We start from the raw sequence: 14,884 nt of genomic DNA, 5'->3' as shown, positions 1-14,884 counted from the left end.
TTGAACAGAGGACCGTGTTGTCTTCCATGCACGTCCTCGTTTGAGTTCCCTTTTCCTACGCGATATAATCCGCGCCTCTTTTTCGCCATTGGACGGCCGCCGCGGGCGGCCCGGATTCGCCAGGGCAGTCCCTGACCTGTCTTCATGCGCGGCACGGCATGAACGGCATGTTTTCCTGCTATTTCGATTTTGTTCACACCGGCCTATGACGCCTGCGCTCCCGCGTACGAATTTCCACGGTTCGACACTGATCCGGCATCTCGCCGACCTGGCGGTCGTGGACGCGGCCGAGCCGGTCGACGGCTTCGCCGAGAAGCTGGGTCAGTGGATTCATTTCGCGGACGCGATCACGCTGTCGGCGGTCCATGCAGAGGCAGTGCGGGGTTCACGCGCGATGACCGGGGCGCCGCTCAACGAGATCCGGGTCCGCGCGGCCGCCGAATTCGACCGCATGCGGAACGCCATGCAGGAATCGATCGCGAAAAGTTTCTCGCCCGACGCCGGCAAATCCCATATCAAACTGCCCACGCTCCTGCCCGAGCTGCCGCTCGAGCCGAAGACCGCCTACCCTCCCTACCGCCGGTTCTACGCGGCCCATCAGCGCGACATGGAACTCGGCCTGCAGCCGCTCCGGGTCAACCTGCGCGAAGCGCTGGCGAAATCATCGGCGCGCGGCGCCAAGCTCGCCGAGCTGGACGCCACGTTCGAAAAAATACTGCGCGAGCGCGAGAGCAGGCTGCTGGCGAGGGTGCCGGCGCTGCTGGCGCGACGCTTCGGGCAGTTGGTCGACGAACACCGGCAAGCGCTCGCGGCCGCCGGACAGGATGACAACCCCGCCGGCTGGATGAAGCCGGGCGGCTGGCTGGCGCGCTTTTGCGGCGACATGCGCACGCTGCTGCTCGCCGAGCTGGAGCTGCGCCTGCAGCCCGCCATGGGCCTCATGGAAGCACTGAACCAGGATACGCAATGAACAGACATCTCTTTGGCGCCGCCTTCGCGCTGGGCGCACTCGCGATCGCTTGGGTCGCGGCAGCGTTCATCGATTCCAGCCTGCTGGCGCTGTCGGTGACCTTCGCGGTTGCCGTGGTCTACTGCGCCGGCGCGCTTGAACTTCGGCGCTACCGCGAGGCCACCGCTTCGCTGAACCAGGCGCTGGCGGAGATTCCCGCCGACATGACCGATCCCGGAGACTGGCTCGGCAGGCTGCATCCCTCGCTGCAGAACGCGGTGCGCCTGCGCATCGAGGGCGAGCGCGTCGCGCTGCCCGGTCCGGCGCTCACGCCCTACCTGGTCGGCCTGCTGGTCATGCTGGGCATGCTCGGCACCTTCCTGGGCATGGTCGTCACACTCAACGGCGCCGTCTTCGCGCTGGAAAAGACCGCCGACCTGGAGGCCATCCGTTCCGCCCTCGCGGTACCGGTCATGGGACTCGGACTGGCGTTCGGCACCTCCATCGCCGGCGTAGCCGCATCCGCCATGCTCGGCCTGATGTCCGCGCTCAGCCGCCGCGACCGCACTATGGCGGCGCAGTTGCTCGACACCCGCGTCGCCACCAGCCTGCGTCGCTTCTCGCTCGCCCACCAGCGGCAGGAAAGCTTCAGGGCGCTGCAGCGGCAATCGGAGGCCTTGCCCAGGGTCGTCGATCGTCTCGAAGCGATGATGGCGCAGATGGAGGGCATGAGCCAGCAGCTGAACCAGCGGCTGCTCGGCAACCAGGAAGCCTTTCACGCCGACGTCAGGGAGGTCTATACCGGCCTCGCGCACGCGGTGGACGAGTCCCTGCGCGAGAGCCTCGGCCAGGCGGCGCGCGCGGCCGGCGAGAGCATCAGGCCGGTGGTCGAGGCGGCGATGAGCGGCATGGCCCAGGAAGCCAGGCTGACGCAGGCGCGCGCGGCCGAGACGGTGCAGCGCGAGCTGGAGGGGCTGTCCGCGCGCTTCGACGAAACCGCCGGCCGGGTAACCCACAGCTGGGCGGCGGCGGTGAAGAACCAGGAACAAGCGAACGCCGCGCTTGCCGGCGAACTGCGGCAGGGCCTGCAGGCATTCAACGAGACCTTCGAACAGCGCTCTCTCGCGCTGGTCGCCGGCCTCGATGAACGCCACGCCGCCCTGCAGGCCGGCCAGGCGGAGCGCGAGGAGCGGGATCGGCAGGCATGGACGCAAACGCTGCAGGCGACGGCCGCCGGACTCGTCCGCGAACTGCAGCAGTCGAATGCGCAAACGCTCGCGCAGCAGCAGAGCATCTGCGAAAGCGTGACCCGCACCGTGCGGGATATCACCGAGCATGCACGGGCAAGTGCCGGCACGAGCCTGCAGGAGACGGCGCGCCTGATCGCCGCGGCAGAGGAACTGATGCGTTCGCGCATTGCCGCCGAAGCCGACTGGATGGCTCAGCATCGCGAGCGCATGGACCAGCTGGCCGCCCTGCTGCGCGCCGAACTCGGCGCGCTGCGCGATGAGGAAGCCGGGCGCGGCCATGCCGCCGTGGAGCGGCTGGGGCAGCTGCAGGCGGCGCTGGCATCCCACCTGACGACGCTGGGCACCGCGCTCGAAGCACCGATCGCGCGACTCATCGAGACCGCCTCGGAAGCGCCGCGCGCCGCCGCCGACGTGATCGGCCAGCTGCGCCGCGAAATCTCGATCAGCGTGGCGCGCGACAATGAATTGCTGGAGGAGCGCAGCCGCATCATGGAAACCCTCAACGCACTGCTCGATGCAATCAATCACGCATCGGTGGAACAGCGTGCGGCGATCGATTCCCTCGTGGCGTCCTCGGCGAAGGCGCTCGACGCGTCGGCTGCCGCCTTCTCCGACAATCTCGCCGCCGAGGCGACGAAGCTGTCGGACATCGCGGCCCATGTCGCCGGCAGCGCGGTCGAGGTATCGAGCCTGAGCGAGGCGCTCGGCGTGGCGGTGCAGTCGTTCGGCGAAGCGAATGAGAAGCTGATCGAAAACCTGCAGCGCATCGAAGGCGCGATGGACAAGTCGATGGCGCGCAGCGATGAGCAGCTCGCCTATTACGTGGCGCAGGCGCGCGAGATCATCGACCTGAGCATGTCCTCGCACAAGGAAATCGTCGAGCAGCTTCGCCAGCTGCCGGCAAGACGGGCGGCGCTGGCCGATGAGGTGCGCTGATGGATGAGCACGACGCCTCGGTCGAACACGCCGCGCCGGTATGGCCGGTCTTCGGCGACCTGATGTCCAGCCTGCTCGGCGCATTCGTGCTGATGTTGGTGGCGGTGACGGCGGTCCAGATGGAACTGACCTCGAACCTGCGCAACGAGGTGAAAAAACGCGAGCAGGAGGAACAGCGCCGCATGAGCCTGGAAAAGGCTCTCGCCATTCCGCTCGCCGCCGGGCGCATCACGCTCAATAACGGGCGCATCGGCATCAGCGGCCAGGTTCTGTTCGCGCCCAATTCCGATGAGCTGCAGCCGGATGGCCGCCAGTTGCTGAAAAGCCTGGTCGCGCCCTTGCGCGCCTACCTCGGCGCCCGCGACGAAATGCTGATGGTGAGCGGCTTCACCGATGACAAGCCGATACGCGGCGGTCCTTTCGCGGACAACTGGGAGTTGTCCGCGCAGCGCGCGCTGACGGTCACGCGCACCCTGATCGAGGAAGGCATGCCATCCTCCCTGGTCTTTGCGGCGGCCTTCGGCGCCGAACAGCCGGTGAAGCCCAATGTCGACGATGCCGCGCGCGCCCAGAACCGCAGGGTGGAGATGGCGCCGGTGCCGAAGACATCGAAGGCCGGGAGCCCTCCCGCATGAACGGCGCGGAACCGCTGCCGGCCTCTCCGGACTCCGCGTCGGCGACCGGCATGCCGGATGCCGGCGCGCTGATCGCTTCCCTGCGGGCGGCGGGTGCCGCAGGTTTCGACCCGGCGCGCCTGCACTATCTCGAAACGCTCGCGCGCCGCGCCGCCGGAAAGGACGGCCCGGTCGGCCGGGTGCTGCAGCAAGCGCTGGCGGAGGCACTGGCGGCGTTCCGGCAGCGCTTCGAACGCGCGCGAAGCGACGCCGCGGAGAGCCTCGCCCGGCACACCGCGCGGCATCCCGCCGCGTCCGCCGAGCTTCACGCTCTGCACGCGGCAGGCGATTTCCGCGGCATGCGCCGGCTTGCCTCGCGGCTGGAAGCCGCCGAAGCGCGGGAAAGCCTGCGCGGGCTGGTGAGCGCGCTGAACCAGCTCACGCCCGACGATGCCGACGGCCAGCCGAAGTCATCCGTCGCGGTCCCCCGCCCCGAACTCAAGGCCCTGCGCAATTTCAGAAGCACCTGGTCCAGGCTGAGCGTGGACAAGCAGGTCTCGAGAGCGCTCGAGCAGGCGCCGAGGAATGCCGGGCCGATCAATTCCCACATGCTGGCGCTGCGGTCGCTGACATTGATGCGCGAGATCTCCCCGGGCTACCTCGATCACTTCATGACCTACGCGGAGACGCTGCTCGGCCTGGACCAGGATGAACCCGAAAAAACGGTCAAGCAGAAAAAACGCCCGGCGGCGAAAGCCGCGAGGAAATAGCCGGCCGCCTCAGGCGCTGGCGCGTGCCCGCGCCACATTCTCTGCCTCCTCCCCGCCCACCGGCGACCAGTAGTAGCTGTATTTCTCCAGGTAGGCGGTCGTCGCGTCGAACGCTTCGTCGATATGCGTTTCCACGTCATTGTCGTCGCCCAGGACGTACAGCCAGTTGTAATCGGCGATGAACTGCTCGGGCTCCGGCGCGTTCCTCAATTCGAGTTCAAGATCGAGCTGGCCCTCATCTTTCCCGTCCAGCGCATTCGCGACCCAAAGCACCTCCGCCAGCGAGTGGCCGCCATCGTATCCGAGATACATCGCCGCCAGGAGCAGCGCGCTCTTTGCATCCACTGGAAAGCCTTTTGCCATCGCATCGTCAACGGCATGCAGAAACAGGTTCGTCACGCCGGAGAGATCGGTGCCGAAAGTCATGCCTTTCGCGAGGAAGCGCCTGGTCGTCTCTTTCAGCGTGTTTCTCCGGCGTGGAGCGGTGGATGGTCCGCCCGCCTCTTCCATCAGATGCGCGAAGTTCGGCCTGACCTGGGTGGAAGGACGAATCGCCCGAATCATCCAGTCCTCCTCGATCACCGGAGGCTGATGCGGAAGCGTCACGCCTCCCTGGTTCAGTTTCGGCGCGCCTGCCTTGAGCTGCCGCCTGATATGCCGGACTTCCTGCACCTTCTTGTCGTACTCGGTCCTGACGATCCTCCCGGAGGAGTACAACCCGTTCGCGCTTCCTAGCATCGATGTTGGAACGTCTTCGAGATTGTCCAGCCTGTCGCGCCGTGGAATGAGCAGGGAAGAATACTTGCCGTTTGCCGCCTCGCTCCAGCTCGGACGCAATGCCTTCCGCAGGTCGGCAAAACCGACCGCAATCAGATACGGGACCGCAATGCATTCCGGCCCATTCTTGTCCTCCTGCTGGAGGAAATTCCTGATAACGGCGGCGATGGCGTGGACATCGCGCTTATCCACTCGCTGGAGTTCCAGCAGCCCTGGGACCGCGCTCATCCAGGGGCGGGGATAATCGGTCACCATGTAATGGACGCCGCGCAGGCTCCAGACGCACTGCGCATCGAGCGGTTCACGCAGGAGACTTTGCTCAAGCCATTTGCTCATCGCCGATGCGGCCGCGATGACTCCGGACGTCGGCCGCTCCACCAGACTCTTCACCAGGGCCGAGTTGAAGACGCGGCCATACACGTTGTCGTGCAGGCGCGTCGCGAATGCAAGCGCCTCCTTGTCCAGGGTCAGTTCATCCTGCTCCTTAGTGTGAGCCCGGGCCGCCAGGGTACCGGCCAGCTGCCCGAGATCCGCAATGCCTGCCGCCGTCAGTCGCGATTCGGCGGAACTGAGCAAGGCGCGCACCGATTCCGGTGCCGGTTCCGCCTGCCGCTCCAGGTATTCCCGTGCGGTGGACAGCAGCCCCGCGCACAATTCCTGTTGCGCCGTGTCCAGCGTACTGGCGTCCGCCGCCTGTGCAAGCGTGGAAGCCCAGTGCGAAACGAGGTCGCGATTCTCTTCCGGCGAGCCCGGCATTTGCGACAGCAGGCGTCCGGCGACCTCGGCAAGCTCCGGCCGCTCGGTCTCAAGTTGCTCCTTCAGCGAGGCGAAGAATTCCCGCGTCTCGGCGAAGCCCATCGCATGGCTCAGCCAGCGTTTCTTGGCATCCGACAGCAGTTCCTCGCAGCGATTAGCCTGCCCCGGGAGGCCGCCCTCCTGGACCGCGCGCGCCAGGGTAGCGATCCAGTGCATCATGCATTCGGTCGGCGCGCGTTTTGTCTCGCGCGGCGCCCGGGAGGCCTCGACCCATGCGGGATGCCTGCGAAGCTCAGCGCGATGAACCTCTCCCGCCACCCGCCGTACGATGTGTCTGAACTGGTCCTGGTCGATCCGGTCGCCAGGACGGTGCCGGAGATTGCCGATGTAGCGGTGTATCAGTTCGTGGGGCTCGCTCCCCGCGGGGATCGCGTAGCAGTGCAGCGTGTTTTCAAGCGTCGCCATCAGGTGCACTCTCGCCAGTTTTCTTCCGGTGTCGCGCAGTTCCGCGCCGATACGCTCCAGCAGATCGAGAAACGCATTGCCATCGGCGAAGCGAGCGGGGTCCGCCCGCAGGCCGCGGCTTGCTTCGTCGATGAGGCGAGCCGCACGACTGTCGGACGCCGGCGAGTACGCGCTGGCGATATGCGCAAGGACGCTGATCTGCCAGTCCGCGTCTCCCCCTCTGTCAAGGATCTCGCGTGTGCCTTCGAACGCGCGTGGATCCTCCCGGCAGGCTTTCAGGTAAGTCTCAAGGCTGCGATCGAGGACGAGATCGATCCGCGACGCGCCGTCCGGGCCGCTTCGCGCCACCCCGAGCACTTCCGCCACTTCGCCGCCGGGGAACGGCTCGGGGGCGTCGCCCGCCTCGTCCGTCAAGGCCGGGAGATCGAAAATCGTCGGCCACTCCGGTGGGCGGCTTTGCGCACCCGCACTCGCCTGGGTGGAAGGCGGCCGCTGCAGCGAGCTCAACTCGATCGACCCGCCGGAACGTGCGCCAGCGGAAGTCTGGCTGCGGGCGGTTCGCCGCAGGCTTGCCGCGAGCGCGCTTGTGCTCCGGCCCGCGTGCCGGGAACTGCCGGCGGTGGCAGGCGGCGAAGCGGCCGGCTCCGGGGACGCGGGCGCAGGCTGTTGCTGAGCGGCCGGTGATTGGTGCGGACGAGGGCGGAAGCAGCAGAGAAGGCTGGACGCGACAGCGGAGAATCCAGGCATGTCAATTCCCATGAAAACGATGAGACGGGTTGAAGTCTCCCCGGCGGCGGAGGACAGCCGGAAGGTGCTCGGCAACGATGCCGGGCTTGCTTTATTCTTTGCGCAACATCCGACTGCCTCGCCTGAGTGAAGGCACCCGTGTCAAAGGTTCCAGCCCTCGCGACGGTCCGGTGGACGCCCACATCGTTTTTCGAGCCGAAGGAGAAAAAAATGGAAGTCAAGGTACATCGCGGGGAAGGCAAGCTGCAGCACGTGATCGAGATCGGCCCGCACAGGCTGCTGACGGATGCGCCGGCGGCCTACGGTGGGGAGGCTTCCGGGCCGGAACCGCATGACCTGCTCGCCGCGTCGCTGGCGGCATGTACCGCGCTGACCGTGACCATGTACGCGCGACGCAAGAACATGGACCTGCGCGATATCGACGTGCGCGTGGAGCACCGCCAGCAGGATGGCGTTTTCGTGCTCGAGCGGCATATCGCCTACGTCGGGGACCTGAGCGAGGACGACCGCCGGCGACTGAACGAGATCGCCGACAAGTGCCCGGTGCACAAAACCCTGTCGGGGCAGATCCGCATCGTCAGCCGGGCGGATTAGCGCGCAGGCGCCGGGCGCGAACGCGCTGGCACGGGCAGGTTCGTGTTCGGGCTCAGTGCAGCCAGCGCGGCGGCGCGTCGTCGCCGTCGTCGTTGTCATCCACCGGGGTGCCCTCTTCCCCGGCCAGCTGTTCCGCGATGCCCATGGCCAGGTCCTGGTCGACGAACTCGCTCACCATGTTGCCGTTCTCGTCCTCGACCCAGCAGAACGGGGTGCTGCCGCATTCCGGCATCTCCACCTGGCCTTCCATGACCAGATAGTGGCCGACGATGGATATCGGATGTTTTTCAAGAATTCGCATATGGCCTCCGGCGAAGCCGCCATTACACGCCCGCGGCGCCTCGCGGCCTTGATATCGGTCAGTGGCGCGGGCGGGCGCCCAAGGCGTGTCCTGTAGGAATTTTCCTGCATCGCAGGCACCGGTTTTTCAATCCCATATTCGAGGGAGAAAGCGGCCTTGTGCACATTTCGCGCCTCAGCGCGCGACGCCTCTCCGCGTGCCCGGGCCGTCGCGGCGCAATTGCGCTAAGTCATTGATTAGCAAGGAAGCCGCTTCTTGCTCATAAAATAGGCAGATTGTTTGCAGCCAAGGAAAAACAAGGGTCCGGGGCACTTTCCCTTGGCTTTTCCACATATTTTTCCACAGGCAATGTGGAGTACTGGGAAATTCCCTTCCCGGACAGGCAGTTAGGCAATTTCCCCTTCGTCCTTCCTGTTTTCCTACGTCATTTTCCCTGCGCGCGCTACCTGCTGACCTCGCCGGCCGGGCGTCCGGCCACGCTTGCATTGCCCTTGTCGCCGCTGTTGGTGCCGCCGCGCGCCAGGCCCGGGGCCGGGGCGCCCTGGGCGAGGAAAACCGACTGCCCGGCTTTCAGCGTGCCGCGTACCGCGGCGGCCGCCTTCGCCGGTTCGGCGTTCATGGTTTCCGCGAGCCTGGCGTGCTCCTCGACGACGGGGAGCAGCATGGCCGCGTGGTTGCGGACCTCGGGCGAGGACGCTTTCATCGCGGACTGGGCCAGCTTGTGCGACTGCTCATGCAGCGCGAGCCCTGCCTCCTGCAGATAGGCCCGGTCGAACTCCTGGCCGGTCAGCAGCGCCTGCTTGCGCAGCAGGGCCGCATGTTCGGTGGCGACGCCGCCCGGCAGCACCACGCCCGCCGTTCGCGCGACGCGGCGCAGGTTGTCGAGCGCGGCGTAATGTTCCTCGAGCATCTTCTGCGCGTACAGCCGTATTGCCTCGTCGCCCGATATCGCGGTGGCCAGCGCCGCCATCTTGATCTCCGCGAGGTGCGCGGCGCCGAGATCCCGCATCAGCTGGGCGTCGGCGTTGCTCACCCTCGGCTTTTCCTGCCGGTCCGGCTGGTGCGAAAAGGCTGCCCCGCCCTCGCGCCCCGCCGGCACCGGCGCCGACCGGGGATCGCCGAGCGCATTGCTGCGCCCGCCCGATGCCGCGCTGCCGCCCTGCATCGGCGCGGTGGCCGCGCTGCCGCGCGCGGCGCCGAAGCGGTTTCCCTCGCCGCTGCCCTCCGCGCTGGGAGCCGAACTCTGCGCGAGCGCCGGCTGCGAGAGCGCCGCCAGGCATACGGCCAGCGCGCATGCGCGGGCCGTCCTGCGTGAAATGTTGGCCATGCTGTTTCTCTCCGTTCGCTTGCGGCCGCCGCGCGCAAGCTTCATGCCACGGCCCGCGACAGATCGGGCGCAAAGATTGCTATGGCTTGCTGATCTGCGGACGCGGGGCAAGGCATGGCTGAAGGTTTTCTGACGCGCTGGGCAAGGCTGAAGTCCGCGGGCAAGCCGGAAGGCGAGCCCGCGCCGGCCGTTCCTGCGCCGGCCGCGGCCGACGCGCCGCAAGCGCAAGGACCATCGATGGAGGATGTGCGGATGCTGGCGCCGGACTCCGATTTCTCCCGCTTCGTCGCCAGGAGCGTCGATCCCGACGTGCGGCGCTCGGCGCTCAGGACACTCTTCTCGGACCCGCACTTTCAGCAGATGGACGGGCTCGATATCTATATCGATGACTACACCAGGCCCTCGCCCCTGCCGCCCGAAATGGTCGCGGCCCTCTGGCATGCGAGAAGCACGCTCAATCCGCAGCCGCTGTACCCCGTGCGCGAAGAGCGGACTACGGAAACGGTAACGCCGGCCGAGGCCGATGGCGATACCGCTGCCCTCGCCGCCGATAGGCGGCCGCAGGAATGCGAGCCCGACGCAACGGCGGAGCCGGACGCCGGCGATGCAGCAGAGGATTCTTCCGCGGAAGGAACGCCTCTTCCATTCAATGAACATGTCAATTTTTCACACGGGAGCGACGCAGATTGCAATACGCCGAAGTCCGAATGAAACCGATGCCGCGCCCCCTGACGGAAGAAGACCAGGCGCGGGCCGACATGTATGCGCTGGTGGCGACGCTGCTGCTCAAGCCGCCGGCGCCGTCGCTGCTGGCCGCGCTGGCGGCGGCCGATTCCCTGCCCGCACGCGGCGCGGGACATCCGCTCGACCAGGCCTGGGAGGCGCTGGTGTCGGCGGCCGGGACGATGGATGCCGACGCCGCGCGGGAGGAGTTCGACGCGCTTTTCATCGGCATCGGCACGCCGCTGCTCAATCCCTATGGCTCGCGCTATCTGACCGGCTTCATGATGGAGAAGCCGCTCGCGCAGCTGCGTGGCGACCTGCACGCGCTGGGGCTGGCGCGCGTGCCGGGCGTGGCGGAATCGGAAGACCACCTCGGCGCGCTGTGCGAGACGATGCGGGTGCTGATCGCCGGTGCGCCGGGCGCCCTTCCCCGCCCCCTGTCCACACAGAAAACTTTCTTCGTCAGGCATGTCTCGCCCTGGTACGGGCGCTGCCTCGACGATCTCTGCCATGCCGCGCCGGCGCGCTTCTATCGCTGCGTCGGCGGCTATGCCCAGGCCTTCCTCGACCTGGAGCGCGAGGCGTTTTCGATCGACGACGAAGATGCCTCATCCGAACCGATTCATGCCGAGACCGAAGGGAGCCTTGAATGAAGGATGCAACGACCAAGGATGCAACGACCGTCAAGCGCCGCTCGTTCCTTGCGGCGGCGCTCGGAGTGCCGGCGGCGGCGGTGGCCGCGAGCTGGCTGGCGCGCCGCAAGGCGCAGCCGCTGCCTGAGGCCGAGCCGGCCGCGACCGCGCCCGCGAGCAGCGGATATCACGAGACAGAACACATCCGCAAGTACTACCGAAGCGCGGATTTCTAGGAGTCGGGCAATGACTCTGCTGAAGAGAAAAGAGGGAAGCGCCGCCAGGACCGGGACGAGCCGGCTTGCCGGAACCTTCGAAAGGCTCGCCGCCACGACCGCGACCGTCGACCGCCGGGGCTTCCTGATCCGGGCCGGCCTCACCGCCGGCGCGGGACTGATCGCGCGCGAACTGCCGCTCAATGTGATCGCTCCGGCCGCCGCCGCCGAGAACGTACAGACGCCGGCGCCGGGCAAGACCGAACTCAAGCACACCGTCTGCAGCCATTGCTCGGTGGGCTGCTCGGTCGACGCGATCGTGCAGAACGGCGTCTGGGTGCGCCAGGAGACGGCTTTCGATTCGCCGATCAACATGGGCGCCCACTGCGCCAAGGGTGCGTCGGTACGCGAGCACGGCCACGGCGAGCACCGGCTGCGCTACCCGATGAAGCTGGTCAACGGCAAGTATCAGCGCATCAGCTGGGACCAGGCGATCGCCGAGGTCGGCGACCGGCTGCTGCAGATCCGCGAGCAGGCGGGACAGGACGCGGTTTTCTGGATCGGGTCGAGCAAGCACAACAATGAGCAGGCCTACCTGCTGCGCAAGTTCGTCTCGATGTGGGGCAGCAATAACACCGATCACCAGGCGCGCATCTGCCACTCCACCACCGTCGCCGGCGTCGCCCAGACCTACGGCTATGGCGCGATGACCAACTCCTTCAACGATCTGCATCATTCGAAGGCGGTATTGTTCATCGGCTCCAATCCGGCGGAGGCCCATCCGATCTCGATGCTGCACTTCCTGCACGCCAAGGAACTCGGCGCGAAGATGATCGTGGTCGACCCCCGCTTCACCCGCACCGCGCGCTTCGCCCATCACTATGTGCGCATCCGCCCCGGCACCGACATCGCGCTCGTCTGGGGCATCCTCTGGCACATCTTCGAGAACGGCTGGGAAGACCGGGAATACATCGCCGCCCGCACGCACGGCATGGACGAGGTGCGCAAGGAGGTGGCCAAATGGACGCCGGAGAAAGTATCCGAGGTGACCGGGGTGCCGGAAGCCGCGGTACGCACGGCGGCCGAGATGCTGGCGAAGAACCGGCCGTCGTCGGTCGTCTGGTGCATGGGGGTGACCCAGCACCATGTCGGCACCGCCAACGTCCGCACGCTGTCCATCCTGCAGCTGGCGCTCGGCAATATCGGCATCGCCGGCGGCGGCGCCAACATCTACCGCGGTCACGATAATGTGCAGGGCGCCACCGACGTCGGTCCGAATCCCGATTCCCTGCCCGGCTATTACGGCGTGGCCGAAGCGGCATGGAAGCATTTCGCCGCGGTCTGGGGCGTCGATTATGAATGGCTGCTGTCCCGCTTCGCCTCCAAGGCCATGATGGAAAAGCCGGGCACCACGGTCAGCCGCTGGTTCGACGGCGTGCTGGAGAAGAACGAATTCGTCGACCAGCCGAGCAATCTGCGCGCGGTGGTGTTCTGGGGCCATGCGCCCAACAGCCAGACGCGCCTGCCGGACATGAAGGCGGCGATGCAGAAGCTCGACATGCTGGTGGTGATCGACCCCTATCCCACCATGACCGCCGCCATGCATGGACGCAAGGACGGCGTCTACCTGCTGCCGGCGACCACGCAGTTCGAGACCCAGGGTTCCTGCACCGCTTCCAACCGCAGCATCCAGTGGCGCGAGCGCGTCATCCAGCCGCTGTTCGAGTGCAAGACCGACCATGAAATCATGTACCTGTTCGCGAAGAAGTTCGGCTTCGCCAACGAGATGTGCAAGAACATCAAGGTCGTCAACAATGAACCGGTGATCGAGGACATCCTCCGCGAGATCAACCGCTCCTGCTGGACCATCGGCTACACCGGCTGCTCGCCGGAGCGGCTCAAGCTGCACATGCACAACAAGCACACCTTCAATCCCACCACCCTGCGCGCCGAGTCCGGGCCCTGCAAGGGCGACTACTACGGATTGCCGTGGCCGTGCTGGGGCACACCGGAAATGAAGCACCCGGGCACGCCCATCCTGTACGACCTGAGCAAACCGGTGGCGGAAGGCGGCCTGCCGTTCCGCGCCAACTGGGGCGTGGCCTACAAGGGCGACAGCCTGCTCGCGGCCGACGGTTCCGCCACCGCGGACAGCGAAATCGACACCGGCTACCCGGAATTCGACCATGTCTTCCTCAAGCGCCTCGGCTGGTGGCAGGAGCTGACGCCCGAGGAGCAGGCGCAGGCGGAAGGCAAGAACTGGAAGACCGATCTGTCCGGCGGCATCATCCGCGTCGCGATCAAGCACGGCTGCGCGCCTTTCGGCAATGCGCGGGCGCGCTGCAACGTCTGGAATTTCCCGGACCCGGTGCCGGTCCACCGCGAACCGCTGATGTCGCCGCGCCGCGACCTCGTGCAGAAGTATCCGACCTATGACGACAAGGCGGCTTTCTGGCGCCTGCCGACGCTGTACAAGTCGGTGCAGGCGGTGGACTTTTCGAAGGACTACCCGCTCATCATGACCTCCGGCCGGCTCGTCGAGTACGAGGGCGGCGGCGACGAAACAAGGTCCAATCCCTGGCTGGCCGAATTGCAGCAGGCGATGTTCGTCGAAATCAGCCCCCAGGACGCGCTCAACATCGGCGTGCAGAGCAAGGAATTCGTCTGGGTCGAGACGCCCACCGGCGCCCGCCTCAAGGTGTATGCGATGGTCACGCCGCGGGTGCCGCAGGGAACGGTCTGGATGCCCTATCACTTCGGCGGATGGTGGATGGGCGAAGACTTGCGCGAGCACTATCCGGAGGGTGCCGCGCCCATCGTGCTGGGCGAAGCCGCCAACACCGGCTGGACCTATGGATATGACGTGGTGACGATGATGCAGGAGACCAAGGTGTCTCTCTGCCGGGTCGTCCGAACATAGGAGGCAACATGGCCTCGAGAATGAAATTCATCTGCGATACCGAGCGCTGCATCGACTGCAACGGCTGCATCACCGCCTGCAAGAACGAGAACGAGGTGCCCTGGGGCGTCAATCGCCGGCGCGTGGTCACCATCAACGACGGCGCGCCCGGTGAGCACTATCTGTCGATCGCCTGCATGCACTGCACCAACGCGCCCTGCATGGCGGTGTGTCCGACCGACTGCTTCTATCACACCGTCGACGGCATCGTCCTGCACGACAAGGACAAGTGCATCGGCTGCGGCTACTGCTATCTCGCCTGTCCGTTCGGCGCGCCGCAGTTTCCCGAGACCGGCGCCTTCAACCATCGCGGCAAGATGGACAAGTGCACCTTCTGCGCCGGCGGCCCCGAGCCCGACAATTCGGAGGCGGAATTCCTCAAGTACGGCCGCAACCGGATCAGCGAAGGCAAGCTGCCGCAGTGCGCGGAGCAGTGCGGCACCAAGGCGCTGATGGGCGGCGACGCCAACATCATCGCCAACATCTACAAGAAGCGCGTCGATACCCGCGGCTACGGCCCGCAACTGTGGGGCTGGGACATCGCCTACGAGCCTGAAAACGGCGGCCCGGTGGAAGGACGCCAGGACGGCCCGCGCACCAACCAGATGCCGGGCGCTTTCCAGAACAATCCGAGGAACCTGCCGACATGAAATCCCTGCGCATGCTCGCTTTACTGATCCTGGTGCCGCTGTCGGGCTGTCTGGAGGTCGAACAGCATCCCGGCTGGCGCGCCGGCGAATACGACGGCAAGCCCGACAACCTGCCGTCGCAGGCCTACTACAGCGGCGACAGGCTGGCCTGGAATGCGGCGATCAGCAACCGCAATCACCTGCAGAACGAGTATGAGCGGACCAGCCCGTAGGAGGACA

Annotated in this window: 14 protein-coding genes; 11 read left to right on the top strand and 3 right to left on the bottom strand. The window is 66.5% G+C overall.

The window, feature by feature from the left end:
* Positions 1–205: 205 nt before the first annotated feature.
* From NCCP691_RS01370 to NCCP691_RS01355, 4 genes are read left to right on the top strand one after another with little or no spacing between them, the layout of a single operon-like run.
* The gene (locus tag NCCP691_RS01370; protein ID WP_220806434.1) at positions 206–970 is read left to right on the top strand and encodes a DUF3348 family protein; all 765 of its coding nucleotides are present in this window, start codon (positions 206–208) and stop codon (positions 968–970) included.
* Complete coding sequence (locus tag NCCP691_RS01365; protein ID WP_220806433.1) at positions 967–3,135, top strand: DUF802 domain-containing protein; 2,169 nt, start codon at positions 967–969, stop codon at positions 3,133–3,135. Before NCCP691_RS01370 ends, NCCP691_RS01365 begins: the two co-directional genes overlap by 4 nt.
* The gene (locus NCCP691_RS01360) at positions 3,135–3,770 is read left to right on the top strand and encodes an OmpA family protein (protein ID WP_220806432.1); all 636 of its coding nucleotides are present in this window, start codon (positions 3,135–3,137) and stop codon (positions 3,768–3,770) included. Before NCCP691_RS01365 ends, NCCP691_RS01360 begins: the two co-directional genes overlap by 1 nt.
* Positions 3,767–4,519, top strand: coding sequence for a DUF2894 domain-containing protein (locus tag NCCP691_RS01355; protein ID WP_220806431.1), 753 nt, complete (start codon positions 3,767–3,769; stop codon positions 4,517–4,519). The genes NCCP691_RS01360 and NCCP691_RS01355 overlap by 4 nt, the downstream gene beginning before the upstream one ends.
* A gap of 9 nt (positions 4,520–4,528) precedes the next feature.
* Here the strand turns inward: NCCP691_RS01355 and NCCP691_RS01350 are convergent, their stop codons facing one another.
* Positions 4,529–7,024 carry a hypothetical protein gene (locus NCCP691_RS01350; RefSeq protein WP_220806430.1) on the bottom strand — a complete coding sequence of 832 codons (2,496 nt, stop codon included), beginning with the start codon at positions 7,022–7,024 and terminating at the stop codon, positions 4,529–4,531.
* Positions 7,025–7,474: 450 nt separating this feature from the next.
* Between NCCP691_RS01350 and NCCP691_RS01345 the strand changes: the two genes are divergently transcribed.
* Positions 7,475–7,858 carry an OsmC family protein gene (locus NCCP691_RS01345; protein ID WP_220806429.1) on the top strand — a complete coding sequence of 128 codons (384 nt, stop codon included), beginning with the start codon at positions 7,475–7,477 and terminating at the stop codon, positions 7,856–7,858.
* Positions 7,859–7,910: 52 nt separating this feature from the next.
* On the opposite strand, the gene NCCP691_RS01340 is transcribed toward NCCP691_RS01345, so the two are convergent.
* Both NCCP691_RS01340 and NCCP691_RS01335 read right to left on the bottom strand, forming a co-directional pair.
* Positions 7,911–8,159: a hypothetical protein gene (locus NCCP691_RS01340; protein ID WP_220806428.1), complete on the bottom strand. Its 249-nt coding sequence runs from the start codon at positions 8,157–8,159 to the stop codon at positions 7,911–7,913.
* A 442-nt stretch (positions 8,160–8,601) separates the two neighbouring features.
* Positions 8,602–9,486, bottom strand: coding sequence for a DUF4142 domain-containing protein (locus tag NCCP691_RS01335; RefSeq protein WP_220806427.1), 885 nt, complete (start codon positions 9,484–9,486; stop codon positions 8,602–8,604).
* Between the two features lie 114 nt (positions 9,487–9,600).
* On the opposite strand from NCCP691_RS01335, the gene NCCP691_RS01330 reads away from it, so the two are divergent.
* From NCCP691_RS01330 to NCCP691_RS01305, 6 genes are read left to right on the top strand one after another with little or no spacing between them, the layout of a single operon-like run.
* On the top strand, positions 9,601–10,197 hold the full coding sequence (locus tag NCCP691_RS01330; protein ID WP_220806426.1) for a DUF3306 domain-containing protein: 597 nt from the start codon (positions 9,601–9,603) through the stop codon (positions 10,195–10,197).
* The gene (locus NCCP691_RS01325) at positions 10,194–10,862 is read left to right on the top strand and encodes a TorD/DmsD family molecular chaperone (RefSeq protein WP_238482260.1); all 669 of its coding nucleotides are present in this window, start codon (positions 10,194–10,196) and stop codon (positions 10,860–10,862) included. Before NCCP691_RS01330 ends, NCCP691_RS01325 begins: the two co-directional genes overlap by 4 nt.
* A complete protein-coding gene (locus NCCP691_RS01320; protein ID WP_220806425.1) occupies positions 10,859–11,077 on the top strand; it encodes a formate dehydrogenase in 219 nt (72 codons plus the stop codon). Before NCCP691_RS01325 ends, NCCP691_RS01320 begins: the two co-directional genes overlap by 4 nt.
* Positions 11,078–11,087: 10 nt before the next feature.
* On the top strand, positions 11,088–13,976 hold the full coding sequence (locus NCCP691_RS01315) for a formate dehydrogenase subunit alpha (protein ID WP_220806424.1): 2,889 nt from the start codon (positions 11,088–11,090) through the stop codon (positions 13,974–13,976).
* An 8-nt stretch (positions 13,977–13,984) separates the two neighbouring features.
* Positions 13,985–14,665, top strand: coding sequence for a formate dehydrogenase FDH3 subunit beta (gene fdh3B, locus NCCP691_RS01310; protein WP_238482259.1), 681 nt, complete (start codon positions 13,985–13,987; stop codon positions 14,663–14,665).
* Positions 14,662–14,877: a hypothetical protein gene (locus tag NCCP691_RS01305; protein WP_220806423.1), complete on the top strand. Its 216-nt coding sequence runs from the start codon at positions 14,662–14,664 to the stop codon at positions 14,875–14,877. The genes fdh3B and NCCP691_RS01305 overlap by 4 nt, the downstream gene beginning before the upstream one ends.
* The last annotated feature ends 7 nt before the right edge of the window (positions 14,878–14,884 follow it).

The sequence above is a fragment of the Noviherbaspirillum aridicola genome, assembly GCF_019656455.1.
In the GTDB taxonomy this organism is placed as follows: domain Bacteria; phylum Pseudomonadota; class Gammaproteobacteria; order Burkholderiales; family Burkholderiaceae_D; genus Noviherbaspirillum; species Noviherbaspirillum aridicola.
The sequence above is the reverse complement of the archived record's forward strand: the minus strand, read 5'-3'. Positions and strand labels throughout refer to the sequence as shown.

Coding starts and splice junctions, on each gene's coding strand:
- NCCP691_RS01370 (WP_220806434.1), top strand. CDS start 206: ATGACGCCTGCGCTCCCGCGTACGAATTTCCACGGTTCGACACTGATC.
- NCCP691_RS01365 (WP_220806433.1), top strand. CDS start 967: ATGAACAGACATCTCTTTGGCGCCGCCTTCGCGCTGGGCGCACTCGCG.
- NCCP691_RS01360 (WP_220806432.1), top strand. CDS start 3,135: ATGGATGAGCACGACGCCTCGGTCGAACACGCCGCGCCGGTATGGCCG.
- NCCP691_RS01355 (WP_220806431.1), top strand. CDS start 3,767: ATGAACGGCGCGGAACCGCTGCCGGCCTCTCCGGACTCCGCGTCGGCG.
- NCCP691_RS01345 (WP_220806429.1), top strand. CDS start 7,475: ATGGAAGTCAAGGTACATCGCGGGGAAGGCAAGCTGCAGCACGTGATC.
- NCCP691_RS01340 (WP_220806428.1), bottom strand. CDS start 8,159: ATGCGAATTCTTGAAAAACATCCGATATCCATCGTCGGCCACTATCTG.
- NCCP691_RS01335 (WP_220806427.1), bottom strand. CDS start 9,486: ATGGCCAACATTTCACGCAGGACGGCCCGCGCATGCGCGCTGGCCGTA.
- NCCP691_RS01330 (WP_220806426.1), top strand. CDS start 9,601: ATGGCTGAAGGTTTTCTGACGCGCTGGGCAAGGCTGAAGTCCGCGGGC.
- NCCP691_RS01325 (WP_238482260.1), top strand. CDS start 10,194: ATGAAACCGATGCCGCGCCCCCTGACGGAAGAAGACCAGGCGCGGGCC.
- NCCP691_RS01320 (WP_220806425.1), top strand. CDS start 10,859: ATGAAGGATGCAACGACCAAGGATGCAACGACCGTCAAGCGCCGCTCG.
- NCCP691_RS01315 (WP_220806424.1), top strand. CDS start 11,088: ATGACTCTGCTGAAGAGAAAAGAGGGAAGCGCCGCCAGGACCGGGACG.
- fdh3B (WP_238482259.1), top strand. CDS start 13,985: ATGGCCTCGAGAATGAAATTCATCTGCGATACCGAGCGCTGCATCGAC.
- NCCP691_RS01305 (WP_220806423.1), top strand. CDS start 14,662: ATGAAATCCCTGCGCATGCTCGCTTTACTGATCCTGGTGCCGCTGTCG.